The organism is Achromobacter sp. SIMBA_011 (assembly GCF_046535435.1).
GTDB classification, from domain to species: domain Bacteria; phylum Pseudomonadota; class Gammaproteobacteria; order Burkholderiales; family Burkholderiaceae_B; genus Achromobacter; species Achromobacter dolens.
Genome location: NZ_JAWRWN010001252.1, coordinates 1 through 235 on the forward strand (window position 1 = coordinate 1; position 235 = coordinate 235).

At 62.6% G+C, this 235-nt stretch carries 1 pseudogene; it reads left to right on the plus strand.

Annotated features, from left to right (window positions below):
* Window positions 1–235: pseudogene (gene mnmA, locus SB816_RS35070) on the plus strand (tRNA 2-thiouridine(34) synthase MnmA); the annotation flags it as partial.

Below are 235 nucleotides of genomic sequence, written 5' to 3' on the forward strand. Positions count from 1 at the left end.
GTGACCGCGTGGCTGCTGAAGGAACAAGGGTACGACGTGGTCGGCCTGTTTATGAAGAACTGGGAAGACGACGACGACGGCGAATACTGCTCGACGCGCCAGGACTGGATCGACGTCGTGTCGGTTGCCGACCTGATCGGCATCGACGTGGAAGCGGTGAACTTCGCGGCCGAGTACAAGGACCGCGTGTTCGCCGAATTCCTGCGCGAATACTCGGCCGGCCGCACGCCGAACC